We start from the raw sequence: 23,486 nt of genomic DNA, 5'->3' as shown, positions 1-23,486 counted from the left end.
CCGTCGGGGGGTTGACGGTGGAGAGCGGGGGTCCGGGGGCCGGAGTCGGGCAGCGGGCAGCGGGTGGCGGGTGCGGTGAACCGTTTCACCGGTGTACCTCGCGGAGGAAGCCCGGGGAAACGGTTCGCCTTCGGAGACTCGCCTTCGGATACCGGAGCACGGCCGGCGGCGCGCGCGTCCGGCCATCCCCCGCTGGTTCCCCCCGTTCCGCCCCGTTCCCACCCGTCCCGTCGTCCGCGCGGCAGACGGATACGGGAATCCGCGTGGCAGTCGCATACGGGGTGGGGCTGGTCTGAGAGGGCGGTCTCCGCGCGGCGTGCCCGCGGCTTCGCGTTCGCCCCGTTCGGCGGACACCCGCACCCGGCTACCGTGCGCGTCCGCCCCGCGCGCCCAGGGGGTTCCGTCGCCGAGGACGCGCGAGCAGGGTGCGCCGGGCGGGAGTTCGCTCGGTGGGGTGGCCGGTGTCCCGACGGTGTCCCCCGATGGTGGGAAGCCGGCTCAGGCGAAACGGTTCGGCGGCCAGGGGCGCGCCTATCTTCCGCACATGCCCCCCACCTCAGCCCCCGGCCCCGGCCCCGCCGCGCACGGCACCAGGCTTCCGCGGCTCGCCCCGCCGGGCTCGTACGACGACGCCGACGCCGCCGCGCCGGGCGCGCGGCGCGTGCCCGACCAGGCGGCCCGCGCCGAGCGCGGCGCGGACCTCACGCCCCGGCCGCACCTCACCGAACTACGTCTCTCCGCCTACGCCGGACACCGCGCCACCGTCCTGCGCCTCGGCCCCGTCACCCTCCTCACCGGCCCGAGCGGCAGCGGCAAATCGACCGCCCTCGCCGCCTGCGCGGCCCTCGCCGCGCTCGGCAACGGCGCCACGCTCGCCGAGGCGTTCCCCGAGCCGCACGCCGCCGTCCCCGAGAGCGCCCGCCCCGACCCGCAGCGGCGGCGCGGCTTCCGTATCGGCTGCGTGTCGGACGGCCCCGCCGGGCCCGTCCGCCTCGACCTCGCCGTGCAGGCGGAGCCGGAACTGCGCGTCGTGGGCGAACGGCTCAGCGGCGGCGACGGCGTCGTCCACCTCGAAACCGCCCTGCGCGACCCCGCCCGCCGCTCCGTGCAGGCCGCCTGGCACACGGCGGGCACCACCACCGTCACCCGCGCCCCCTTCCCCGACGACCTCCTCGGCACCACACTCCTGCCCCTGCGCGTCGCGGGCCGCACGAAGGAGCAACGTCGTGTCCTCGCGGCGGCCGAGCAGACCGTCCTCGCCCTGCGCACCCTCTACCCCTGCGCCCCGGACCCGGCGGCGATGCGCCCGCCCGCCGCCGCGGGGGACGGGCTGCTGCGCGGCGACTGCGCCAACCTCGCCGAGGTGCTGCACCGCGCGGAACGGGAGTGCCGCACGCGTTACGGGTTCCTGGAGGCCGCGGTGCGCGAGGGCTGCGCGGGCGCCGTGGACGGCCTCGCGACCAGCCTCCTGCCCGATGGCGGGATCGTGGCGCGGCTGCTGCGCCCCGACGGCCCCGGCACGCCGCTCGCCCACCTCGGCGCGGGCGAACTGCGCCATCTGGCATTGGCGTTGGTACTGCTCACGGGTCCGGGCGTGCTGGACCTGGACCCGGCGAGCGAAGTACCGGGAGCCCTCCAGACGCTCACCGTCCTCGCGGACGACTTCGATCTCCACCTCGACGCACGGCAGTCCACCCTGCTCCTGGACCTGGCGGCACGGATGGCCGTGCGCGGCCACATCAGGCTCCTCGGCGCGCTCTCCCGCCCGCCCCTGCCCACGGAGGCACCGGCCGGTGTGCGGCTCGTGGAACTGGGCGCGGAGGTACGTGGTACACCGGAGCGGTGACGAGCCAGACACCCCCGCCCGGGGCACCGGAAACCGCCTGGGACACCGCCCTCCAGGAACTGCGCGACCGCCTCGCGGGTTTCGCCGCCGCCCGTGACTGGGAGCAGTACCACACGCCGAAGAACCTCGCGGCCGCCCTCAGCGTCGAGACCTCCGAACTCCTGGAGATCTTCTAGTGGCTGACCCCCGAGCAGTCGGCGGCGGTCCTCGACGATCCCGCGACGGGCTTCCGCGTCCACGACGAAGTCGCCGACGTCCTCGCATACCTCCTCCAGTTCTGTCACGTCCTCGGCATCGACCCGGTGCGCGCGCTGCACGCGAAGATCGACAGGAACGAGGAGAGGTTTCCCGCCGGGGAGACCGACTGAAACGAAAATCTCGTCACTCTTCGGAGTGAGCCGTTGTGCGACTTCCCCCGAGTTATCCACAGATTTCCCGTGATGGCTTCCCGCAGCCTTTCCCGTCCAGCACGCTGAGTAGTGACGGCAAGTGAGGGACGGACGACGGGGGACGACCGATGGACGCGACACGACTCGCGGTGGTGACGGCGGCTGCGCTGGGCGTGGCGCACACGGAGGCGGAGGTGGTGGGGGAGGCGTGGCAGGCCCAGGCGCTGGCCCGCGCGGTCGGCGGCGTGCTCGCGGTGACGGGTCCTGAGGCCCAGCGCGGCGCGGCGCGCGGCCTCCACCGGACCGGCGACAGCGGCGCCCCGCCCCGTGTCCTGCCGCGCGCGAGCCGCCTGACCTCGGTCGCCGACCCGCCCCGCGCCCTCGATGCCCTGGACGCCCTCCTGGAAGAGGCGGCCCACGCCCTGATCCCGCTCGCGGCCACGGCGCTGGAGGGCGGCACATACACGGACTGCATGGAGGCGATCGAGACCCTGGGCAACTGCCGTGACGCGGTACGGCTGTTGCGCGGGCGATGGACATCGCTGACGGACGACGCCGCGCCGGAGGGCGGAGACGACGAACGCGCGGACGGAGCCGCCGTGCACGGTGAGCACACCACGTTCCAGGACGCGCCCGGCGACAGCCCCGGCCAGCAGGGACGCCGCACGCCATGACGGGACACGGCACGACCACTCGCGCGCGTGCCGGAGGAATCCGGCCCACTACGCCACCCGCCCACGCGGGCAGCCCCCTGGCCGAGTCCCCCGGGGAGGACGCCCGCCGTCTCCACCGCGCCGCGGCGACGCGCCGGTCCGGGCGCGAGGCGGCAACGGGAGCGCCAGCCGGTGGGGGCGGGGGAGGGAGCGAGTTCCGGTACGCGGTCGCCGCGACGGCCCACCGGTGGGTGCAGGGCGCCTCGCGCGCTCTTCGCACGTGGCGCACCCGCACGGCAGCCCGTACGGCAGCCCCGGCGTTCACCTGGCTTCCCGCGCCCGGAGCCGGTGCCTCACGGCACCTGACGCGGCGCGCCCGGTGCCGCCGGTCCACCGTGGTACCCGGCTTGATCACCGTCGCGAGGCGCCCGGACCACCTCGCGCGGGCACTCATGTCCCCCCGGTCGCCCCCGGGCGCCGAAGCGCGCCGGGCACGCGCCCGGACGCGGCGCCGCGGGTCTCCGGCGGGGTGCGGGAGGAGTGGCGCGGGGTGAGGGGGCAGGATGGGGGGCATGGATCTGCGTATCTTCACCGAACCCCAGCAGGGCGCCACCTACGACACACTCCTCGCCGCCGCCAAGGCGACGGAGGATCTCGGCTTCGACGCGTTCTTCCGCAGCGACCACTATCTCCACATGGGCGGCGACGGCCTGCCCGGGCCGACCGACGCCTGGATCACCCTGGCCGGGCTCGCCCGGGAGACGAAGCGGATTCGTCTCGGGACGCTCATGACCGCCGCGACCTTCCGGCTCCCCGGCGTCCTCGCGATCGAGGTCGCGCAGGTGGACCAGATGTCCGGCGGGCGCGTCGAACTCGGCATCGGCGCGGGTTGGTTCGAGGAGGAGCACACGGCGTACGGGATTCCGTTCCCGAAGGACAAGTTCTCGCGCCTCGAAGAACAGCTGGCGATCATCACCGGACTGTGGGAGACGAAGCCGGGCGACACGTTCAGCTACGAGGGCCGCCACTACCAGCTGGAGAACTCCCCGGCCCGCCCGAAGCCCACGCAGTCGCGGCTGCCCGTGCTCATCGGCGGGTTCGGCGCCAGCCGGACACCGAAGCTCGCCGCGCGGTACGCGGACGAGTTCAACGTGCCTTTCGGCTCGATCGAGGACACCGAGCGGCAGTTCGGGCGGGTGCGCGCCGCGGCGAAGGAGGCCGGCCGCGCGGCCGACGACCTGGTCTACTCGAACGCGCTCGTCGCCTGCGTCGGCGCGAACGACGCGGAGGTGGCCCGCAGGGCGGCGGCGATCGGCCGCGAGGTGGACGAGCTGAAGCAGAACGGCCTCGCCGGTTCCCCCGCCGAAGTGGTCGACCGCATCGGCCGGTTCGCGGCGGTCGGCTCCCAGCGGATCTACTTCCAGATCCTCGACCTGGACGACCTCGACCACCTGGAGCTCATCTCCTCCCAGGTACTGAGCCAGCTGACCTGAGCCCGCGACAACAGGCAGAGGGAGCGGGGCGGCACGGCGCCCACACCAAAGCGCGCCAACCCGCCCCGCCCCACACGCGGTCCCCCTCAGCAGCCCCCGCCTCCTCACACCATCCCGGCACAGTGCGCCGCCCGCGCCCGCGCGTGCAGTGACGACCTGGGCGCGATGACGCGGCCCTGGGCGGGGGTGCGCTGTCGTACATCTACGACGCCGGGTGCAACCAGGCCGAGACCGCCAAGCTGTCCTCGGTCACCTACGACGGTGCACATCGCATGACCGGCGCCAAGACGAGCAACGGCACCAGCTGTTTTACAGACAGGCTCCTGTGCCTCCTCGGCTCGGTCGACCCGAACCGGTCGCGGTAGGCCACGCTGCCACGCGGATGCGGTCCGGTAGCGAGGGAGACGTTCTCTCCGGGGTCGGGGATGTCATGCGGGTCTTGGTAGATCGCGTTCGCGTAGCGCTTCGGAGGGCCGCGGAGGCGCTCGGGGTTGACGGCGCGTGGGCTGTTGGTGTCATCCCGGTGGATCCAGAATCCGCCGCCTTCTCGTTTTTCGGCGGCGTGCTTGACCCGCCAGGCTTTGGAGGGTTTGTCTGCCGGGTGGAACCAGACGGCGATGGCCGGACGATCCGACTGCTTCGTGCGCTCGACGGCGATGCGCTCCAACACGTCCCATCGCAGGGTGAAGATCTTCGGGCCGGGTGGTTCGGGGGTGCCGTCCTCTGCGACGCGGTGTGGGGGGGGGGGGGGGGGGCACGCCAGGTGCTGACAGTGAGGCCGTGCGCGTCGACAGTGATCACGTCGGACTTGGCGCGAGTCCCGGAGATCCAGCCCGTGATCCCGAAGACGACGTAGAGGAGAGCCGAGAGCATCAAAGCGCTCATGATGGCCTTCACCCAGCGGTTGTCACTGCCGCCCAGCTCGAACGACCCCAGGCTGATGATCGGGTCCGAAACGTTGACGACACCCAAGAGAGCACCGATCACAAGACCATTCCAGCCGCCGAACTTTTCCGCAGCCCGTGCGTAGCCTCTAGCGATGTCGCTCTGCTTACGAGTTGGTGCGTGATAGCGGGTGAGGTGTCGTGCCACGTGGATGGCATGATCCCGCTGTGGCGATCATGGTCAATCGGGCGGTGCTGGCGCATCGACTGTTCACGGGGCTCTCCCGGCGTCATCTTGCGTGCTTGGTCGAAGAGTTGGCCGAGCCGTGGCAGGCCGGGGTCGAGGGTCGCCGCCATGCTGTGCGAGGCGGGGCCCGCAAGCGGGCCGAAGGCGCCGGCGCCCGCCATCAGCTGGTGTTCGTCGACCGGTTGGTGGCCACACTCATCCACCTGCGGCACGACCTGCCGCACTCGGTGCTGGGGCTGCTGTCAGGTGTCGACCGATCCACGGTCACCCGGGCGATCGGAGAGGTGCGCACGCTCTTGGCGGAGCGGGGGTGCGCGGTTCCCGACCGTCCCGGCCTGCGGCTTCGGACTCTGGCGGATGTGTTTGCCTACGCCCAGGCCGAAGGTGTCGAGCTGTGTCTGGACGCCACCGGGATCCAGGTCCGCCGGCCACCGGCCGGCCGCGGCGGCCGGCGCGCATTCGTCTCGGGCAAGAAGAAGCAGAACACGATGAAGGCCACCGTGATCGCCGGCTGGCGGGGCCGCACGTTATGGACCGATGCCCTACGACCTGGGCGTATGCACGACGCCACCGCCGCCCGCGACGAAGGCATCGCCATCTGCTTCCAGCACTTCCCCGACGTCGAGGTCCTGTTGGACGACGGCTACCTGGGGCTGAGCCGCGACCATCGCGGGCAGGCGATCACGCCGCCGAGAAAACCCCGGCCGGGAGCACTGCCCGACAGAGTCGAACAACGGGGACGCGACCGCCACGGCCACTCGTCCGACCGCATCACCGTCGAACACGCCCTCGCTGATCACAAACGCTGGAAGCAACTGACCCGCTGGACACATCGCCGCGACCGCCTGCCCGACACCTACCGCGCCATCGCCGGCCTCGTCTCCGACCGCAACACCAGCATCTGAAAACGGCCGTGAGCAGGGCAAACACACCTCACCCGCTATCACGCACCAACTCGTTAGGGGCCGCACTCGGTTATGCCAGACGGGAAGCGATCTGCAGGGAGCGCGTGATTGGCTCAAAGTTTTTCAGACTGCATGAAACCTCGCGTTAATACAAATTTACCTGTCAGAAATGCCACATCAGAGTCGGGGATTTCCGTGTGGAACAACTGCATGTAGAGGGCAGCAATCGCATGAGGCAACTCACCACGAGCGAACTGAGGTTCTCATGTGCGGAATCACCGGCTGGGTCTCCTATCGGCGCAACCTGACGGGGCATCAAGAAGATATCGATGCCATGACGCAGACCATGGCGTGCCGTGGCCCCGACGCTGACGGTGTGTGGGTGGCGCCCCATGCCGCCCTTGGGCACCGACGGCTCGCCGTGATCGATCTGCCGGGCGGCGCTCAGCCGATGACCGTGGAAACCCCCGACGGGCCGATCGGCATGGTCTACTCCGGTGAGGCATACAACTTCGCCGAACTGCGAGCAGAACTACGCCGCGCCGGGCAGCGGTTCGACACCGACTCCGACACCGAGGTGGTGCTGCGCGGCTACCTCGTATGGGGTGAGGAGCTCGTGCAACACCTCAACGGCATGTACGCCTTCGCCATCTGGGATGCCCGCACCGAGCGCCTGGTAATGATCCGGGACCGGATGGGCATCAAACCGTTCTACTACTACGAGACCGAGGACGGCGTCGTCTTCGGCTCGGAGCCCAAGGCGATCCTCGCCAACCACACCGTCGCCCCCGTCGTCGGCCTCGACGGACTGCGCGAACTCTTCGCCGGCGTCAAGACCCCCGGCGCCGCCGTGTGGGAGGGGATGCGCGAAGTGCGACCCGGCGAGATCATCGTCCTCGACCGCGGAGGAATGCGCCGCCACACATACTGGCAGCTGCGTTCCGAGCCGCACACCGACAGCAAGGGCGAAACGGTCGCGCATGTCCGCGAGTTACTCGACGACATCGTCCAACGCCAGCTCGTCGCCGACGTGCCTCGCTGCACGCTGCTGTCCGGCGGCCTGGACTCTTCCGCTCTCACCGGTCTGTCGCAGAGGCACCTCACTCCCCAGGGGGAGACGATGCGCAGCTTCGCCGTCGACTTTCCGGACCAGGACAAACACTTCCAGGCCATCGACGTCTCACCGACCCAGGACACCCCGTACGTCCACGCCGTCGCGGAACACGTGGGCTGCGAGCACCAAGACATCATCCTGGACGGGGCGGCCCTGTCCGCCCCGGCGGTTCGCCGTGCGGCCGTCAGGGCGCGTGACCTGCCGATCGGTATCGGCGACCGTGACAACTCCCTGTACCTGCTTTTCGCCGCCGTCCGCCGCCACTCCACTGTGGCGCTCTCCGGCGAGTCCGCTGACGAGGTGTTCGGAGGCTACCCGTGGTTCCACGACGAGCGGCGGTACGCCAAGACCTTCCCCTGGCTGGTGGGCCGGCACTCGCTGATCGAGTCGGGCGGTCAGATCAGCGAGGACCTCAAGCCCGCGCTCGCCCTAGGCGATTACATCGCCGAGAGCTACCGCACCGCCGTCGCTCAGGCCCCTGCCCTGGACGGTGAGACCGGCCTGGACCAGCGCATGCGGGTGGTCAGCTATCTTCATCTGACCCGTATGGTGCAGACCCTCCTGGACCGCAAGGACCGGATGAGCATGGCCGTCGGCCTGGAAGTCCGTGTCCCCTTCTGCGACCACCGCCTGGTGCAGTACGTCTTCAACACCCCGTGGTCTCTGAAGACCTTCGACGGTCGGGAGAAGAGCCTGCTGCGCGCCGCCACCCGGGACGTCCTGCCCGAGTCGGTCGCAAACCGCAAGAAGAGCGGATACCCGGGCACGTTCGACCCGGCCTACGTAGAGGCCATCCAGTCCCAGGGAGCCGACCTGCTTCGGGCCGGGCACACGGCGGTGGAGCTGGTCAGCCGTGAGCGTCTGGCCGAGGCCACCACCCAGCCCGCCGTCCTCCTGAGCCAGCAGCAGCGGATGCTGCTGGAGCGGACACTCGACCTCGGCGCGTGGTTCGACATCTACCACCCGACGATCAGGATCTGACCAAGTGAGGAGCGGTCCTCGGACCGCTCCTCATGTCCTTTCCGTCCTCGGCGCACACTTTGTCTGAAGGTAGAAGGCCTTTCGGCAACGAGCGCAGCGAACCGCCCCCGCCAGGCCGAAACTCGATTTACATGATCCTATTCAGCATCGCCTTCCCGAGGCGAGCGTGGCTTCGAGGACGACGGTCGTACGGTTGGAGGCTGATGGAGGGCTCCACGAAGGTGGGGAGTGTCTTACGAGTTGGTGCGTGATAGCGGGTGAGGTGTGTTTGCCCTGCTCACGGCCGTTTTCAGATGCTGGTGTTGCGGTCGGAGACGAGGCCGGCAATGGCGCGGTAGGTGTCGGGCAGGCGGTCGCGGCGATGTGTCCAGCGGGTCAGTTGCTTCCAGCGTTTGTGATCAGCGAGGGCGTGTTCGACGGTGATGCGGTCGGACGAGTGGCCGTGGCGGTCGCGTCCCCGTTGTTCGACTCTGTCGGGCAGTGCTCCCGGCCGGGGTTTTCTCGGCGGCGTGATCGCCTGCCCGCGATGGTCGCGGCTCAGCCCCAGGTAGCCGTCGTCCAACAGGACCTCGACGTCGGGGAAGTGCTGGAAGCAGATGGCGATGCCTTCGTCGCGGGCGGCGGTGGCGTCGTGCATACGCGCAGGTCGTAGGGCATCGGTCCATAACGTGCGGCCCCGCCAGCCGGCGATCACGGTGGCCTTCATCGTGTTCTGCTTCTTCTTGCCCGAGACGAATGCGCGCCGGCCGCCGCGGCCGGCCGGTGGCCGGCGGACCTGGATCTCGGTGGCGTCCAGACACAGCTCGACACCTTCGGCCTGGGCGTAGGCAAACACATCCGCCAGAGTCCGAAGCCGCAGGCCGGGACGGTCGGGAACCGCGCACCCCCGCTCCGCCAAGAGCGTGCGCACCTCTCCGATCGCCCGGGTGACCGTGGATCGGTCGACACCTGACAGCAGCCCCAGCACCGAGTGCGGCAGGTCGTGCCGCAGGTGGATGAGTGTGGCCACCAACCGGTCGACGAACACCAGCTGATGGCGGGCGCCGGCGCCTTCGGCCCGCTTGCGGGCCCCGCCTCGCACAGCATGGCGGCGACCCTCGACCCCGGCCTGCCACGGCTCGGCCAACTCTTCGACCAAGCACGCAAGATGACGCCGGGAGAGCCCCGTGAACAGTCGATGCGCCAGCACCGCCCGATTGACCATGATCGCCACAGCGGGATCATGCCATCCACGTGGCACGACACCTCACCCGCTATCACGCACCAACTCGTTACTGCGAGTGTCACGGACTGGCCGGCCCGGACCTGCTCCACGGTCTTCGTCTTCGAAACGGTGGAGCCGGGCCGCGGGGGCACCATGGATCGCGCCGTGCGCGCGGTGGGGCGCCGGGCCGGATCCCTCTCCAGCAGGGCAAGGATCAACGGGGCCAGCGCTCCGGCCCGTTGCATCGCCTTCGGACTCTGTGCCGGGGCGGCACCAGAAATTCCTGGCGGAAAGGGCAGAGCTCCCTCCAGTGCTTCGTACAGGGTCACGCCGAGGGAAAAGAGGTCGGCGCGGCCGTCGCCGGTGGCTCCCTGCCGGCGCTCCGGTGCCATGTAGGCAGGCGAGCCAAGTACAACGGCGGTGCGGGTGATGCGGGGATCGGCCTGTGCCAGGGCGATGCCGAAGTCCGCGAGCAGGACGTCCTCCGTCCTCATCCTGAGCAGCACGTTGGCCGGCTTGACGTCGCGGTGCACGATGCCCTCTCGATGCGCGTTCTCCAGAGCATCGAGCAGTGCGTCGGCCACCAGCCACGCTTGCTGTGCGCTCAGCGGGCCGTCGTGCTGCAATGCTTCGGCGAGGGAACGCCCTTCGACCCACTGCATGACGATCCAGGGGACGCGCCACCGGCCGTCATCGACCTCGATGACGTCGTACACGGTGACGATGTGCGCGTTGTCCCGTAGCCGGGCGGCATTCCGGGCCTCGCCGGCGGCACGAGCCATCAACTCCGCGCGCGCCTCATCAGGTAACTCGGTGTCAAGGCGGACCTGTTCGATCGCTACGTCCACCCCGAGCACCGGATCGTGTGCCTGCCAGACCTGCCCGAAGCCGCCGTCACCGACCAAGCGTGCCAAGGTGTAGCGTCCGCCGATCACCGTGCCGGGCCCTGTCTCCGCTGTCGTATGACCCCCACACCACTGTCGCTACTGACCATCGCGGTACGGCGGGAGGAGCATAGGGACACACTCATCGCGCCGGGGGCGGCTTTCTCCGGATCGTCGGATGGCGTGCCCCATGACGGCGTCGATCCAGCCGACAGGACGTGGGGTGCCCCCCTGCGATCGATCGGGAGGGGACGGCGGAGGTCGGACCGGCAGCGCCGCCCCGGGCATGGGCCGACACGCCAGCCTTCTCCAGTACTCCTCCCTGGCCCCGGCGGCGCGCATGGATTCGCGGGGCGGGAGCCACGTGTCCTCGCTCGTCCCGCGTTCGACAATCCGGCGTCGGGTTCGCCGCGCACTCCTCGCGGCCCCCGCCGCCGGCACCCCGGTTCGCCCGCGCGGCGCGCGGTGACGTCGCTGGGGCCGGGGTAAACCGGTCGTCCGGGACGGTGTGCGGGTCGCATACTCGGGGGGTGTTCATGACCTTGACGACCACCGGTACGCCGGAGGTGCCCGCCTCCGAGCTCGGTTTTCTGCTGCACAAGCATCCCGACCGGGTCCAGCGCTTCGACACGGCGCACGGGACGGCGCACGTGTTCTATCCCGAGGCGGGGGCGGAGCGCTGCACGGTGGCGCTGCTCCTGGAGATCGACCCCGTGGCGCTCGTGCGGAGTGGGAGGCGCAAGGGGCGCGGCAAGGCGCCGGACGCCTCGCTCGCGAGTTACGTCAACGACCGCCCGTACGCGGCCTCCTCGCTCTTCACCGTCGCCCTCGGCACCGTCTTCAAGACCGCCCTGCACGGCGAGTGCAAGGCGCGGCCCGAGCTGCCCGGCCGCGCGCTGCCGCTGCGCATCGAGCTGCCCGCCGTTCCCGCGAACGGCGATCCCGGGCTCGTGACGCGGCTCTTCGCGCCGCTCGGCTGGACCGTGACCGTCGAGCCCGTCGCCCTCGACACCACCTTCCCCGAGTGGGGCGACTCGCGCTACGTGCGGCTCGTGCTCGAAGGCGAGCAGGTGCTCGCCGAGGCGCTGCGCCACCTCTACGTGCTGCTGCCCGTCCTGGACGGCACCAAGCACTACTGGGCCTCGGCCGACGAGGTGGACAAGCTCCTGCGGGCCGGTGAGGGCTGGCTGCCCGCGCACCCCGAGCAGGCGTACATCACGCGCCGCTACCTGAGTTACCGCTTCTCGCTGACCCGCGAGGCCATGGACCGGATGGAACTCCAGCGGCTCGCCGAGTCCGACGACACGGACGCCGAGCACATCGACAACGCGGTGGCGGAGGGCCCGGCGGACGAGGACCCCGGCGCGGAGGCCGGGGACGTCGCCACCGAGGCCGCGCCCGAGAGCGCCGGTACGGAGACCGGCGAACCCGGGCCCTCCCGTCCCGCGACCCTCGCCTCCCACCGCCGCGCCGCGATCCTCGAAGCGCTCCGGGCCGCGCACGCCGCCCGCGTCCTCGATCTCGGCTGCGGCGAGGGCACGCTGGTCAGCGAACTGCTCAAGGACCCGCGATTCACGCACGTCCTCGCCATGGACGTCTCGCAGCGCGCGCTCCAGATCGCCGCGCGCCGCCTCCACGTGGACCGGATGCCCGAGCGGCAGGCGGCGCGGCTCACGCTCACGCAGGGCTCGCTCGCGTACACCGATCCACGGCTGAACGGGTACGACGCCGCCGTGCTCAGCGAGGTGATCGAGCACGTCGACCCGCCGCGCCTCGCGACGCTCGCGTACACCGTCTTCGGCGCCGCGCGCCCCGCCACGGTCGTCGTGACGACGCCGAACGCCGAGTACAACGTGCGCTGGGAAGCCCTGCCCGCCGGGCACGTGCGCCACCACGACCACCGCTTCGAGTGGGACCGCGCGCGGTTCCGGCGCTGGGCCGAGGAGGTCGCGGGGGAGTACGGGTACGCCGTGACGTACGCGCCCGTGGGCGAGGAGGACCCCGAAGTGGGCCCGCCCACGCAGCTCGCCCGCTTCACCCGCACGGACACCACGACCGGGCCCGCCCCGGACACCACCGCCACCGCCACCACCGAGGAAGGAGCGGCGGCATGAGCGAGAACGCCACCCGGCCCACCACCGGCACCACGACCACCGGCCCCACCACGACCACCACCACCGGCCTCACCGGCCCCACCACCGAGCCCGCCGCGAAGCGCCGTCGCTGTGCCGTGCCCGACCTCTCCCTCGTCGTCCTCGTCGGCGCGACCGGCTCCGGCAAGTCCACCTTCGCCGCCCGGCACTTCAAGCCCACCGAAGTGCTCTCCTCCGACTTCTGCCGCGGCCTCGTCGCCGACGACGAGAACGACCAGGGCGCGAGCGGCGACGCCTTCGACGTGCTCCGCTACATCGCGGGCAAGCGGCTCGCCGCCGGGCGGCTCACCGTCGTGGACGCGACGAGCGTGCAGCGCGAGAGCCGCAAGCAGCTCGTGGATCTGGCGCGCGAGTACGACGTCCTCCCTGTCGCGATCGTCCTCGACGTGCCCGAGGACGTGTGCGCCCGGCGCAACGCGGAGCGCGCGGACCGGGCGGGCATCCCGCGCCGTGTCATCCAGCGCCACCAGCGTGAACTGCGCCGCTCGCTGCGTGGGCTGGAGCGCGAGGGCTTCCGCAAGGCGCACGTGCTCCGGGGCGTCGCGGAGATCGAGGCGGCGGAGGTCGTGCGCGAGCGGCGCTTCAACGACCTGCGCGCACTCACCGGCCCCTTCGACCTGATCGGCGACGTGCACGGCTGCTCCGCCGAGCTGGAGGAACTGCTCGGCAAGCTCGGCTACGAGGACGGCAGGCACCCCGAGGGCCGCACCGCCGTGTTCGTGGGGGACCTCGTGGACCGGGGCCCGGACACCCCGGCCGTGCTGCGCCGCGTCATGGGCATGGTCGCGGCGGGCACCGCGCTGTGCGTGCCCGGCAACCACGAGCACAAGCTCGGGCGCCACCTGAGCGGCCGCAAGGTCACCGTGGCCCACGGACTCGCGGAGACCATCGAGCAGCTGGAGCGCGCCGAGGCCGAGGAGCCCGGGTTCAAGGAGAAGGTCGCGGAGTTCGCGCGCGGCCTCGTGAGCCACTACGTGCTCGACGGCGGCAGGCTCGTCGTCTCGCACGCCGGGCTCCCCGAGCGCTACCACGGCCGCACCTCCGGCCGGGTCCGCTCGCACGCGCTCTACGGCGACACGACAGGCGAGACCGACGAGTTCGGCCTGCCCGTGCGCTACCCGTGGGCCGAGGACTACCGGGGCAAGGCCGCCGTCGTCTACGGGCACACCCCCGTCCCCGCGGCGACCTGGCTCAACAACACCATCTGCCTCGACACCGGCGTCGTCTTCGGCGGCCGCCTCACCGCGCTGCGCTGGCCGGAGCGCGAACTCGTGGACGTGCCCGCGCACGAGGAGTGGTACGCACCGGTGCGGCCCCTCGCCTCGGCCGCGCCCGGCGGCCACCAGGGCCGCCCGCTCGCGCTCGGCGACGTCGTCGGCCGCCGTACCGTGGAGACGCGCGCGCTCGGCAGGATCGGCGTGCGCGAGGAGAACGCGGCGGCGGCCCTGGAGGTCATGAGCCGGTTCGCGGTCGATCCGCGCCTCGTCCCGTACCTGCCGCCGACCATGGCACCCACGCCGACCTCGCGCCGCGAGGGCTACCTCGAACACCCCGAGGACGCCTTCGCCGCCTACCGCGAGGACGGCATCGCGCACGTCGTGTGCGAGGAGAAGCACATGGGCTCGCGGGCCGTCGCCCTCGTGTGCCGGGACGCGGCGACCGCCGTCGAGCGCTTCGGGCTCGCGGACGAGGGCGAGGCGACCCCGACGGGCGCGCTCGTCACCCGCACCGGACGCCCCTTCTTCGACGACCGCGCGGTCACCGAGGAGGTGCTCGCCCGGCTGCGCGCCGCCGTCGGGGCGAGTGGCCTGTGGGACGAACTCGGCACGGACTGGCTCCTGCTGGACGGAGAACTGCTGCCCTGGTCGCTCAAGTCCGCAGGGCTGCTGCGCTCGCAGTACGCGGCGGTGGGCGCCGCCGCCGGGGCGGTCTTCCCCGGGGTGCTCGCGGCGCTGGACGAGGCCGCGCGGCGCGGTGCGGACCTCGGCGGCCTCGACGTGCGCCAGCGTGAACGGGCCCGGGACGCCGCCGCGTTCACCGAGGCGTACCGGCGGTACTGCTGGCCGGTCCAGGGGCTCGACGGCGTCGGGTTCGCCCCGTTCCAGCTCCTCGCCGCGCGCGGGCAGTCCCTCGCCGCCGTGCCCCACGACAGGCAACTGGCCTTCGTTGACCGCATGGTGGCGGCCGACACGACGGGACTGCTGCGCGGCACGCGGCGCGTGTACGTGGACACCACCGATGAGGACTCCGTGCGCGCCGGGACCGACTGGTGGCTCGCGCTCACCGGCGAGGGCGGCGAGGGCATGGTCGTCAAGCCCGTCGAGGCGCTCGCCCGCACGAGCGGCCGCAAGCTCGCGCAGCCGGGCGTCAAGTGCCGGGGCCGCGAGTACCTGCGGATCATCTACGGGCCCGAGTACACCCGCCCGGAGAACCTGCGGCGGCTGCGGGAGCGCCACCTCGGGCACAAGCGCTCGCTGGCGCTGCGCGAGTACGCGCTCGGCCTCGAAGCGCTCGACCGCCTCGCGGACGGGGAGCCGCTGTGGCGCGTGCACGAGGCGGTCTTCGCGGTCCTCGCGCTGGAGTCGGAGCCGGTCGACCCCCGGCTGTGAGCGGGCCGGGGCCGCCCGGGGGCCGCGCGCGGCGGTACGGGGTGGAACGGGCGGACGCGTCCCGTACCGCCCGGCTCCGCCCCGTACCGCCCCGCCTCGTGACGTACACCTCGTGGCGTGACGGGTGCGGGGGCTGCCGGGCGGACAGGATGACAGGCATGGCTTTCCACGTCGATTCCGAGACCGGCCGGCTGCGGCGCGTCGTCCTGCACCGCCCCGGCCTCGAACTCAAGCGACTGACCCCCAGCAACAAGGACGCGCTCCTCTTCGACGACGTGCTCTGGGTGCGCCGCGCGAAGGAGGAGCACGACGCCTTCGCCGCCGTGCTGCGCGAACGCGGTGTCGTGGTGCACCTCTTCGCCGACCTGCTGCGCGAGACGATGGCGCTCCCCGAGGCGCGCGGGCTCGTCCTCGACCGGGTCTTCGACGCCAAGGAGTACGGGCCCCTGGCCACCGACCGCCTCCGCGCCTCCTTCGACACGCTCGCCGATCACGAGCTGACCGAAGCCCTCGTCGGCGGCATGACCAAGCGCGAGTACCTGGACCGCTGGCCCGAGCCCGTCTCCGTCGGCTTCCACGTCATGGAGCCCGACGACTTCCTCCTCCGCCCGCTGCCCAACCACCTCTTCACGCGCGACACCTCCGCCTGGATCTACGACGGCGTCTCCGTCAACGCGATGCGCTGGCCCGCCCGGCGGCGCGAGACCGTGCACTTCGAGGCGATCTACGGGCACCACCCGCTCTTCACCGGCCCCGAGGCGGGTGGCTTCCGCACGTGGTCGAAGGGGCGGCCGGACGATCCCTCCACGATCGAGGGCGGCGACGTCCTCGTCCTCGGCAACGGCGCGGTCCTCATCGGGATGAGCGAGCGCACGACCCCGCAGGCCGTCGAGACGCTCGCCACGAAGCTCTTCGCGGCCGGTTCCGCGCGCACCATCGTCGCGCTCGACCTGCCCAAACGCCGCGCCTTCATGCACCTGGACACCGTCATGACGATGGTGGACGGCGACACCTTCACCCAGTACGCGGGCCTGGGCGACCTCCCCTCGTACACCATCGAGCCCGGCGCGGGCCCGCGTGACCTCAAGGTCACCGACCACCCGCCCGCGCACATGCGCCGCGCGCTCGCCGCCGCGCTCGGCCTCGACTCCGTACGGGTCCTCACGGCCACGCAGGACGTGCACGCCGCCGAGCGCGAGCAGTGGGACGACGGCTGCAACGTGCTCGCCGTGGAGCCGGGCGTCGTGCTCGCCTACGAGCGCAACGCCACGACCAACGCGTATCTGCGCAAGCAGGGGATCGAGGTGGTCGAGATCCCCGGCAGCGAGCTGGGGCGGGGCAGGGGCGGGCCCCGGTGCATGAGCTGCCCCCTGGAGCGGGACGCGGTGTGACGCACCCCCGTCCCACCGCCCTATCCGCCGTATAGAAATGCCTGATAGCGTATACACTTCCATTCCGTTATTCGTCGCCTCCGTACTCCCCGTACGCGGCACCCCGGGAGCGCCCTCATGGCCCACGACGCGATCGACCTCAGCGGCCGTCACTTCCTCAAGGAGCTGGACTTCGCCGCGGCCGAGTTCCGTGCGCTGATCGATCTCGCCGCGCGGCTCAAGGCCGCCAAGCGGGCCGGGACCGAGGTGCCGCGGCTGCGGGGCAGGAACATCGCGCTGATCTTCGAGAAGACGTCCACCCGCACGCGCGCCGCCTTCGAGGTCGCCGCCGCCGACCAGGGCGCCCACACGACCTACCTCGACCCCTCGGGCTCGCAGATCGGGCACAAGGAGTCGGCGAAGGACACGGCGCGCGTGCTCGGGCGGATGTACGACGCGATCGAGTACCGGGGCGACGGGCAGGACGTCGTCGAGGAGATAGCGGCGCACGCCGGGGTCCCGGTCTACAACGGGCTCACCGACGCCTGGCACCCCACCCAGATGCTCGCCGACGTGCTCACCATGACCGAGCACAGCCCGCTGCCGCTGACGGAGATCTCCTTCGCCTACCTCGGCGACGCCCGTTTCAACATGGGCAACTCCTACCTGATCACCGGCGCCCTCCTCGGCATGGACGTGCGTATCGTCGCCCCCGAGGCGTACTGGCCCGCCGCCGAGGTCGTCGCGCGGGCCCGGGAGCTGGCGAAGGAGACCGGCGCGCGCGTCACGCTCACCGAGGACGTCGCCGAGGGCGTGCGGGGCGCGGGCTTCGTCGTGACCGACGTGTGGGTCTCGATGGGCGAGCCGGCCGAGGTCTGGGGCGAGCGGATCGCCGCGCTGCGGCCGTACGCGGTGACGATGGACGTGCTGCGCGCCACCGGCAACCCGGACGTCAGGTTCCTGCACTGCCTGCCGGCCTTCCACGACCTCGGCACGGGGGTCGGGCGCCGCATCCACGACGAGTTCGGCCTCGACTCGCTCGAAGTCACGGACGAGGTCTTCGAGTCACAGCACTCCGTCGTCTTCGACGAGGCGGAGAACCGGCTGCACACCATCAAGGCGGTGCTCGTCGCGACGCTGGCGGGGCCGGGGCGGGTGGCGGCGGACGAGCCCCACGAGGGCTGACGCGGGGGCGGATTCGCGGCCTCGCGTGCTGCCGGGGGTGGCCTTGCGGGGCTCCGCCCCGGGCCCCGCTCCTCAAGCGCCGGAGGGGCTGGGTTTGAGGGTGGCGTGGGGGGTTGGGTTCGCGTGTTGCCGGGGGTAGCCTCGCGGGGCTCCGCTCCTCAAGCGCCGGAGGGGCTAAGTTTTGGGCTGGCGAGGTCGGTTGGGTTCGCGTGCTGGCGGGGCTGGGTTTGGGGTGGCGTGTGGGCTGCGTTCGCGTGCTGGCGGGGCTGGGGTGGCGGGCCGGGTTCGTGTGCCGGCGGGGTGGAGGGGGCGTCGCGTTGTGGCGGGATTTTTGTTGGTGCGGCCAGGCGGAACCAGACTGCCTTGCCCCAGTCCGTGGGGCGGTGGCCGCAGGCGGCGGCCAGGGCGCGGATGAGGAGGAGGCCGCGACCGCCCTCGGCGAACGGGTCGGGGGCTTCGAGCGGGACGGGGGAGCCCAGGTCGCCCGGGGGAGCCGGGTCGCTGTCCAGCACCTCCACCTGGCAGTGGCTCGCCAGCAGCTCCACGTACAGCTCGACCGGGCGGTATCCCTCCGTGTGCTCGACGGCGTTGGCGACCAGCTCGGCGGTGAGCAGCTCGGCGGTCTCGCCGCCGGGCCCGGCCAGCGCCTCGCGGACGAGGGCGCGGGCGAGCGGGACGGCCTGCGGGCCGTGCGGCAGCGTGCGGTGCCACGAGCGTATGGCGGGGTTGTCCGGCACGACGGGGTTCCGTTTCGGGTGGTGCGGGGACGCGGGCACAGGGGGGCACCCGGGGGGACGTCTCCCTCCACCATACGAAGCCGCGCGCGAAACCACGCGGCCCCCTTCCCCGGGAGCCTCAGGGCCCCGCCGTGCGCGCGGTCCGCGCCGTGTCCGTCTCCTTGTGCGGCGAGGTGTACGTACTGCCCCGGCCGCCGCCCACGACGCCCGCCACCAGGAGGAGCACCAGCAGCCATTTCCCGCCCGCGGACACGAGGAGCGGGCGCGTCGCCGAGTACCGCTCCACGGGATCGGTCTCGCCCGGCTCGTCGCCGAAGAACCGCTTCGGGTAGGCGGGGGTGAGCAACAGCCAGTACGCGGAGGTGCGCAGGTGGTAGCGCAGGGCCGCCGCGCTCGCCCCGTACAGCGTGCCGGGCATCCGGCCCAGGACGAGCGTGAGCAGCCACCAGATCAGACCGAGCGTCCACCAGCCGCTCATCACGAGCGAGGCGATGATCCCGGCCGGGACGATCAGGACGATCCGGAAGAGGACCGCGAGGCGGTTCAGGCGCGTGGGCCGGTTCCCGAAGCGCGCCTCGTACGCGGCGTCGGGGGAGAGCGTGAAGGGCGGGTAGCGGTCCACGAGCAGCATCGCGGAGGCGCCGACGCGGGCCTCGTAGGCGAGGCAGGCCGCGAGGTACCGGAAGAGCGGTCCCGGCAGCCGCCCGAGGACGAGCGCCGCGAACCAGCCGGCGAGCGCGGCGAAGAAGGCGCCGAGCGAGAGGAGGAACAGCACGACGGCGTGCGGGAGCAGGAGCGGCAGCCGCAGCAGCACGGTCCAGCGCCGCTGCCGCCCGGGACCGGGCAGGTCGAGCGGCGGCAGCCACTCGAAGGCGCTCTCGGGAGGGTACGGGGCGGGGGCCGCCGGATACCCCCAGGTCCCGCCGCCCCCGTACGGACCGCCCCCGCGCGGACCGTCCCCGTAGGAACCGTCCCCGTACGGACCGCCCTCGCCCTGCGCCATGGCGGGCTCCTCTCGCGCGACGCCGCGTCGCCGTCCGGGCGGCGCGTCGCCTCAACGCTTCGCGGCCCGCGCCGGGCCCGCAATCCGGGTGACCCGTCCGGCGCAGTCCGGGCCGCCCGGCCGCCGCGCTCAGTCCGCCGCGGGCGCCGGGGGCCGCACGATCAGCGCGAGGCCGTGCGCGGAGGTGAAGAAGGGGCGGACCGTCGCGGTGCCGTGGTCGGGGTGCGGGACGGTGACGCAGGGGTAGCGGTCGGTGCGCTTGCGGTCGACGCCGTCGCCCGTGATCCGGCCGAGCGGCACCGGCGCCTCCCCGGTCCCCGGCGTACGGAGCTCCAGGTCCCACACCTCCTTCGGCGCCTCCTCGCCCGCCAGCGGCACGTCCCCCGCGCGCGGGAGCGCCAGGACGAAGCGGAAGGCGCCCTCGTCCGCCCCGTCGCCGCTCACCGGGACCTCGAAGGACCGCCCGCAGCCGCGCGCCCGTGCCCGGACCACGGCCCCCTCCACCCGTGCCCCGCCCGGGGCCAGGAACCGCGCCTCGACCTCGACGTGCTCCGCGCCGATCCGCACGCCCGTGACCTCCGCGTGCCGGGGCCGCGCCCAGGCCCGTACCGCGAGGAAGCCGTCGCTCGTCGCGTACGGGACCCGCGCGCGCAGCACCCCGGCGTCCACGAGCGGCGGCGCGCCGAGCAGCGCCGCCTGCTCGGCGCGCACCGCGCGCAGCCGCACGCGCGCGGACTCCTCCGCCTCGCGCGGCACCACGAAGCAGTCCCAGCGGCCCTCGGCGAGCGGGTGGGCCCCGGCGGGCAGCACGGCCGCCGAGCCGTCGAGCGGCACCCGGACGGAACGCTGCTCCGGGTCCTTGCGCAGCCGCAGGAGCAGATCCAGCGCTCCGGCGGGCACCCCGTCGGTCTCCAGGACGAAGGAGAGCGCCCCGCCGGGGAGTGCGCGGCCCACCGCGTGCGGCGGCCTGGCACGGGGCGCGGGCGCGGAGGCGGCGGGCTCGGCGGGGGTGCGGGGCGCGAGCAGCGTCCGCAGGGCGGTGAAGGCGGTGAGCGGGCCGCGGCGGCGCCTGCCCGCGCCGAGGCGGCCGAGCAGGTCCTCGTACTCGCGCGCGATCCGCTCGGGCGCGTAGCGGGCGGCGCGCTCACGGCCGCGGGCGCCGAGCTTGGCCCGCAGCCCGGCGTCGCCCATGAGGTCGCGTAGGGCGGCGGCGTAGGCGGCGACGCGGGCGTCCTCGTCGCCGTCGAGCGGGACCAGGACCCCGGTGTCGCGGTCGCTGATGATCTCGCCGGGGCCGTAGGGGCAGTCGGTCGCGAGGACGGGGACGCCGCAGTGCATCGCCTCGACCAGGGTGAGCCCGAAGGACTCGCGGTCCGAGGAGACGGCCGCGATCGAGCCCTTCACCCACTCGGTCTCCAGCGGTGAGGCCGGGCCCATCAGGCGGGCCCGCTCGTAGACGCCGAGCGCGTCCACAAGGCCGCGCAGCCGCGCCTTGTCCGGCCCGCGCCCGTACAGCCGCAGGCTCCACTCCGGGAAGGCCGGGGCGACGGCGGCGAAGGCGCGCAGGAGGCGGTCGTAGCGCTTGACGGCGACGAGCCGTCCCGCCGCGACGATCACGGGCGCGGCGAGCGCGGCGGGCGCGACGGCCGGGGCGGGCACGGCGTTCGGGACGCACAGGATCTCGGCGCGGACGCCGGGGAGCGCGGCCCGGTACTGCGCGGCGTCGGCCTCGGAGACGGTGACGAAGGCGTCGAGCCCGTCGAGCGTCGCGTTCTGGTCGGTGCGCAGCTGTTCGCTGTGCGCGTCCATCGACAGGTGTTCCTGGCCGACGCGGACGAGCCCGGGGCGGCCGTGGCGGGCGAGGTAGCCGTTGAGGATCGGGCGGGTCGCGATGACCGCGTCGGCGTCGGTGCCGTCGAGCCAGGCGGCCACGCGCGCGTCGTGCAGCGCGGTGTAGCACAGCCGGCCGAAATCGACTCCCGAGTCGGGGAAGACGGTGTTCGGGCGCTCGGTGAGCGGGTCGTCGCCCACGTAGCCGCGCGCGTCCTCGCGCATGTCGAGCAGGGCGCGCAGCCGTACGCGCGGGTCGAAGGCGAGGTCGGGGCCGTCCGAGGGGCGGTGCACGCTCACGACCTCGACGGTGTGCCCGCGTCCGGCGAGCGCCGCGGAGAGGTTCGCGACGGCGCGGACGGTGCCGCCGATCCCGTAGGCGTTGTGGATCAGCAGAGCGATTTTCATGGCGGTGGGTCCTTGGGCCTCGGGGCCCTCGGGGGCCTGGGGCGGCGCCGGGAGGGCGGTGAAGTGCCCTGAGACGCCGGGTGGAGACCCTGTGCGCGGGCTATGTCCATATGTCGAGGTCACCGAGCGCCAGTCAAGCGACTCCACCGAGTCACTGGAAAGCTGGCGGAAAAGTGTCGGCGGGGACCGGAAGAATTCGCCGAGCGGGGCTTTTGTTCGAATGCGTGGGCCGTACGGGGGAGGCGCGGGGCGCGACGGCCGTGCCGCGGAGGTGCGGGCGTCTGGGCCGGGCGGGGAGGCGCGGGGCGTCTGGGCCGTGCGGGGCGCGCGCGGTGCGGAACGCGCGGGGTGTGCGAGGGCGTGCGCGAGGGGGGACGCGCTGTGCGCGGGTCGCGTGCGCCGGTCCGTGCGAGTGGTGCGCCGGTTGCCGATCTTCACCTCCCGCCGCAGCATGGAGATCCTGGCGCGAGGCGAACGGGTGAGCCGCACCCGGAACGCCGGCTTTCGACCCTGGAGGACCAGATGGCCCCCTACTTCGAGAACAACGGCGACCGCCTCGTGCCGGACGCGCTGCGCGGTTTCGCCCGCGCCCACGCCGACCTCCTCTCGCTCGACCCCGAGCACGGTTTCCTGCGCACCCGCGAGGCCGCCCCCGGCCGCCGCGTCGGCCTGCTCTCCGGCGGCGGCGCGGGGCACGAGCCGCTGCACGCGGGCTTCGTGGGGCCCGGGATGCTCGACGTGGCCGTGCCGGGCCGGGTCTTCGCCTCGCCGCACAACCGGCAGGTGTACGCGGCCTCGCGCGCCGGGGCGCGTGCGGACGGTGTCCTGCACCTCGTGAAGAACTACACGGGCGACCGCATCAACTTCGGTATCGCCGCCGAACGCCTCGCCCACGACGGCATCGCCTGCGCCCGCGTCCTCATCGACGACGACCTCGCCTCGGACTCCGAGGAGATCGCGGCGGGACGGCGCGGCACCGGTGGCACGGTGCTCCTGGAGAAGGTGCTCGGCGCGGCGGCCGACGAGGGCGCCGGCCTGGACGAACTCGCCGCCCTCGGCGCGGCCCTCGCCGCCCGCTGCCGCTCCCTCGCCGTGGCCTCGGCCGCGCACACCGCGCCCACGACGGGCGAGCGGGCCTTCGAGCTGGGCGAGGGCGAGCTGGAGTACGGGGTCGGCATCCACGGCGAGCGCGCGGGCCGCACGGTGCCGCGCGGCGAACTGACCCCGCTGGTCGAGCGGATGACGGGCGAACTGCTCGCGGCGCTCGGCCCGGGCGCGGACAGCGAGGCGATCGTCCTCGTCAACGGGCTCGGCGCGGTGACGCCGCTGGAGCTGTACGGCATCTACGGCGAGGTCGCGCGCCACCTGGAGACGCGAGGGGTGCGCCCGGCGCGCAGCCTCGTCGGGAACTACGTGACGGCGCTCGACATGCGTGGCTTCTCGGTGAGCCTCCTGCTCGCCGACGCGGAGACCCTGCGCCGCTGGGACGCGCCGGTGCGCACGGCGGCGCTGCGGTGGTGACCCCGGCCGGGGACCGGCCCGGGCCATCGCGGGTGTGCTGACGATCGCGGGTGTGCTGACGGGGCCGAGG

14 protein-coding genes and 3 pseudogenes are annotated in these 23,486 nt (G+C 72.8%); 11 read left to right on the top strand and 6 right to left on the bottom strand.

Going from position 1 to position 23,486, the window contains the following annotated elements; genetic code table 11:
• The first annotated feature begins 544 nt into the window (after positions 1–544).
• From SSBG_RS05005 to SSBG_RS04990, 4 genes and pseudogenes are all read left to right on the top strand, one after another.
• A complete protein-coding gene (locus SSBG_RS05005) occupies positions 545–1,846 on the top strand; it encodes a biotin transporter BioY (protein ID WP_008745129.1) in 1,302 nt (433 codons plus the stop codon).
• A pseudogene (locus tag SSBG_RS05000) lies at positions 1,843–2,243 on the top strand (nucleotide pyrophosphohydrolase). Before SSBG_RS05005 ends, SSBG_RS05000 begins: the two are co-directional and overlap by 4 nt.
• A gap of 120 nt (positions 2,244–2,363) precedes the next feature.
• Entirely contained in the window at positions 2,364–2,909 is a 546-nt protein-coding gene (locus SSBG_RS04995; protein WP_008745128.1) for a DUF6099 family protein, read from the top strand.
• Between the two features lie 551 nt (positions 2,910–3,460).
• Positions 3,461–4,381 carry an LLM class F420-dependent oxidoreductase gene (locus SSBG_RS04990; protein WP_008745127.1) on the top strand — a complete coding sequence of 307 codons (921 nt, stop codon included), beginning with the start codon at positions 3,461–3,463 and terminating at the stop codon, positions 4,379–4,381.
• Between the two features lie 253 nt (positions 4,382–4,634).
• Here SSBG_RS04990 and SSBG_RS33075 read toward each other — a convergent pair whose 3' ends face one another.
• Positions 4,635–5,051, bottom strand: coding sequence for a hypothetical protein (locus SSBG_RS33075; protein WP_158677740.1), 417 nt, complete (start codon positions 5,049–5,051; stop codon positions 4,635–4,637).
• A 451-nt stretch (positions 5,052–5,502) separates the two neighbouring features.
• Here SSBG_RS33075 and SSBG_RS04980 point away from each other — a divergent pair, with 451 nt between their 5' ends.
• Positions 5,503–6,417, top strand: coding sequence for a transposase family protein (locus SSBG_RS04980; RefSeq protein WP_008745126.1), 915 nt, complete (start codon positions 5,503–5,505; stop codon positions 6,415–6,417).
• A 265-nt stretch (positions 6,418–6,682) separates the two neighbouring features.
• Positions 6,683–8,512, top strand: coding sequence for an asparagine synthase (glutamine-hydrolyzing) (gene asnB / locus SSBG_RS04975; protein ID WP_008745125.1), 1,830 nt, complete (start codon positions 6,683–6,685; stop codon positions 8,510–8,512).
• Positions 8,513–8,801: 289 nt separating this feature from the next.
• Here asnB and SSBG_RS04970 read toward each other — a convergent pair whose 3' ends face one another.
• Positions 8,802–9,716 carry a transposase family protein gene (locus SSBG_RS04970; protein WP_008745124.1) on the bottom strand — a complete coding sequence of 305 codons (915 nt, stop codon included), beginning with the start codon at positions 9,714–9,716 and terminating at the stop codon, positions 8,802–8,804.
• A gap of 173 nt (positions 9,717–9,889) precedes the next feature.
• Positions 9,890–10,651: pseudogene (locus tag SSBG_RS36030) on the bottom strand (serine/threonine-protein kinase); the annotation flags it as partial.
• A gap of 485 nt (positions 10,652–11,136) precedes the next feature.
• On the opposite strand from SSBG_RS36030, the gene SSBG_RS04960 reads away from it, so the two are divergent.
• From SSBG_RS04960 to argF, 4 genes are all read left to right on the top strand, one after another.
• Entirely contained in the window at positions 11,137–12,714 is a 1,578-nt protein-coding gene (locus tag SSBG_RS04960; RefSeq protein ID WP_008745123.1) for a 3' terminal RNA ribose 2'-O-methyltransferase Hen1, read from the top strand.
• A complete protein-coding gene (locus SSBG_RS04955) occupies positions 12,711–15,362 on the top strand; it encodes a polynucleotide kinase-phosphatase (RefSeq protein ID WP_008745122.1) in 2,652 nt (883 codons plus the stop codon). Before SSBG_RS04960 ends, SSBG_RS04955 begins: the two co-directional genes overlap by 4 nt.
• Positions 15,363–15,520: 158 nt before the next feature.
• Positions 15,521–16,753, top strand: coding sequence for an arginine deiminase (locus SSBG_RS04950; protein ID WP_037868969.1), 1,233 nt, complete (start codon positions 15,521–15,523; stop codon positions 16,751–16,753).
• Positions 16,754–16,870: 117 nt separating this feature from the next.
• Positions 16,871–17,917, top strand: coding sequence for an ornithine carbamoyltransferase (gene argF / locus SSBG_RS04945; RefSeq protein WP_008745120.1), 1,047 nt, complete (start codon positions 16,871–16,873; stop codon positions 17,915–17,917).
• A gap of 314 nt (positions 17,918–18,231) precedes the next feature.
• On the opposite strand, the pseudogene SSBG_RS04940 reads toward argF, so the two are convergent.
• The 3 genes and pseudogenes from SSBG_RS04940 to SSBG_RS04930 all read right to left on the bottom strand — a co-directional run.
• Positions 18,232–18,654: pseudogene (locus tag SSBG_RS04940) on the bottom strand (ATP-binding protein); the annotation flags it as partial.
• A 118-nt stretch (positions 18,655–18,772) separates the two neighbouring features.
• Positions 18,773–19,468 carry a DUF4389 domain-containing protein gene (locus SSBG_RS04935; protein ID WP_037871115.1) on the bottom strand — a complete coding sequence of 232 codons (696 nt, stop codon included), beginning with the start codon at positions 19,466–19,468 and terminating at the stop codon, positions 18,773–18,775.
• Positions 19,469–19,786: 318 nt separating this feature from the next.
• Complete coding sequence (locus tag SSBG_RS04930; RefSeq protein WP_008745117.1) at positions 19,787–21,895, bottom strand: glycosyltransferase; 2,109 nt, start codon at positions 21,893–21,895, stop codon at positions 19,787–19,789.
• Positions 21,896–22,417: 522 nt separating this feature from the next.
• Between SSBG_RS04930 and SSBG_RS04925 the strand changes: the two genes are divergently transcribed.
• Positions 22,418–23,416, top strand: coding sequence for a dihydroxyacetone kinase subunit DhaK (locus tag SSBG_RS04925; protein WP_008745116.1), 999 nt, complete (start codon positions 22,418–22,420; stop codon positions 23,414–23,416).
• The last annotated feature ends 70 nt before the right edge of the window (positions 23,417–23,486 follow it).

Origin of the sequence: Streptomyces sp. SPB074, from assembly GCF_000154905.1 — a bacterium.
Taxonomy (GTDB): domain Bacteria; phylum Actinomycetota; class Actinomycetes; order Streptomycetales; family Streptomycetaceae; genus Streptomyces.
Note: the sequence above shows the minus strand (reverse complement) of the source record. Positions and strands in the feature narration are given on the sequence as shown.

Coding starts and splice junctions, on each gene's coding strand:
- SSBG_RS05005 (WP_008745129.1), top strand. CDS start 545: ATGCCCCCCACCTCAGCCCCCGGCCCCGGCCCCGCCGCGCACGGCACC.
- SSBG_RS04995 (WP_008745128.1), top strand. CDS start 2,364: ATGGACGCGACACGACTCGCGGTGGTGACGGCGGCTGCGCTGGGCGTG.
- SSBG_RS04990 (WP_008745127.1), top strand. CDS start 3,461: ATGGATCTGCGTATCTTCACCGAACCCCAGCAGGGCGCCACCTACGAC.
- SSBG_RS04980 (WP_008745126.1), top strand. CDS start 5,503: ATGGTCAATCGGGCGGTGCTGGCGCATCGACTGTTCACGGGGCTCTCC.
- asnB (WP_008745125.1), top strand. CDS start 6,683: ATGTGCGGAATCACCGGCTGGGTCTCCTATCGGCGCAACCTGACGGGG.
- SSBG_RS04970 (WP_008745124.1), bottom strand. CDS start 9,716: ATGGTCAATCGGGCGGTGCTGGCGCATCGACTGTTCACGGGGCTCTCC.
- SSBG_RS04960 (WP_008745123.1), top strand. CDS start 11,137: ATGACCTTGACGACCACCGGTACGCCGGAGGTGCCCGCCTCCGAGCTC.
- SSBG_RS04955 (WP_008745122.1), top strand. CDS start 12,711: ATGAGCGAGAACGCCACCCGGCCCACCACCGGCACCACGACCACCGGC.
- SSBG_RS04950 (WP_037868969.1), top strand. CDS start 15,521: ATGGCTTTCCACGTCGATTCCGAGACCGGCCGGCTGCGGCGCGTCGTC.
- argF (WP_008745120.1), top strand. CDS start 16,871: ATGGCCCACGACGCGATCGACCTCAGCGGCCGTCACTTCCTCAAGGAG.
- SSBG_RS04930 (WP_008745117.1), bottom strand. CDS start 21,895: ATGAAAATCGCTCTGCTGATCCACAACGCCTACGGGATCGGCGGCACC.
- SSBG_RS04925 (WP_008745116.1), top strand. CDS start 22,418: ATGGCCCCCTACTTCGAGAACAACGGCGACCGCCTCGTGCCGGACGCG.